This window comes from Plantactinospora sp. ZYX-F-223 (assembly GCF_039649625.1).
In the GTDB taxonomy this organism is placed as follows: domain Bacteria; phylum Actinomycetota; class Actinomycetes; order Mycobacteriales; family Micromonosporaceae; genus Plantactinospora.
Window position 1 is genome coordinate 1 of the sequence record NZ_JBDJAV010000169.1, and the last position, 1,204, is coordinate 1,204.

Annotated in this window: 1 protein-coding gene; it reads left to right on the forward strand. The window is 66.0% G+C overall.

Annotated features, from left to right (window positions below; translation table 11 throughout):
- Positions 1–101 precede the first annotated feature (101 nt).
- Positions 102–1,193 carry an IS630 family transposase gene (locus tag AAH979_RS43005; protein ID WP_346263873.1) on the forward strand — a complete coding sequence of 364 codons (1,092 nt, stop codon included), beginning with the start codon at positions 102–104 and terminating at the stop codon, positions 1,191–1,193.
- Positions 1,194–1,204 lie beyond the last annotated feature (11 nt).

Genomic DNA, 1,204 nt, shown 5'->3' on the forward strand with positions numbered 1-1,204 from the left:
CTAGTGCCTCGTCTTTGAACGTTGATTGTGTAATCCGTTGGTTCTGAGGATCTATCGGGCAGGCTGTCTCCCAGTGCTGAGGCTGTGGGAGGTGGTGGCCGGTGGGCCGACGTCCGGAGGTGTTCGTCCGGCAGGTGTCGATGGTCGAGGGTCAGCGGTTGCAGCGGATCACCCGCACGGCGAAGGACCCGGTGAAGCTGCGGCGGGCGATCGTGGTGTTGATGTCGGCCCAGGGACAGCCGGCCCCGGACATCGCCCACCTGTTGAAGGTGACCGAGGACTACGTGCGGGACGTGATCCACGCGTTCAACGATCGAGGGTTCACGGCGCTGGACCCAAAATGGAGAGGGGGCGCACCGAGACGGATCGATGAGCAGACCCGTGACTGGATCTGCGTCATCGCCCGGTGCGACCCCCGTTTCCTCGGCCGGCCGTTCTCCTGCTGGTCCCTGTCGAAGCTGCGCGACTACCTGATCGAGGCCGGCTACGTCACGACGATCAGCATCGAGACCGTCCGGCGGATCCTGCACGAGTGTGGCGTGTCGTGGCAGGCCACCAAGACGTGGAAGGCCAGTACCGACCCTGACTTCACCGCGAAGATGCGTCGGATCCTGGAGTTGTACGACCACCCACCCGTCGACGGCAGGGTGCTGTGCGTGGACGAGTTCGGGCCGTTGAACCTGCGACCCCGCCCCGGCCGGGCCTGGCGACCGCAGGGCCAGCCGGTGCGGCTGCGGGCCACCTACCGGCGTGACCAGGGCGTACGACACATGATCGCCGCCCTGGACCTCGCCACCGGAAAGCTGCACTACCGAATCCGCGACCGCAAACGCTGGCGCGAGTTCCTGTCCTTCCTCAAGACCCTGCGCCGCCGCTGGCCCGACCAGAGGTTGTACCTGATCGTCGACAACTTCTCCCCGCACAAGCATCCTGAGGTCCGCACCTGGTGCGCCGCGAATCGGGTCGACCTGGTGTTCCTGCCGACCTACGCGTCCTGGCTGAACTGGATCGAGGCCGAGTTCGCCGCCGTGCGCTACTTCGCGCTCAACGGCACCGACCACCGCACCCACGCCGAGCAGGAGGCCACCATCGGCGGCTACATCCGCTGGCGCAACCAACACGCCCGACCGAAAACCGCATTCGCAGCCGGATCCAAGATCCGCCACCCCGATTACCCGTTCAAGGCTGCATGACGAGGCACTAG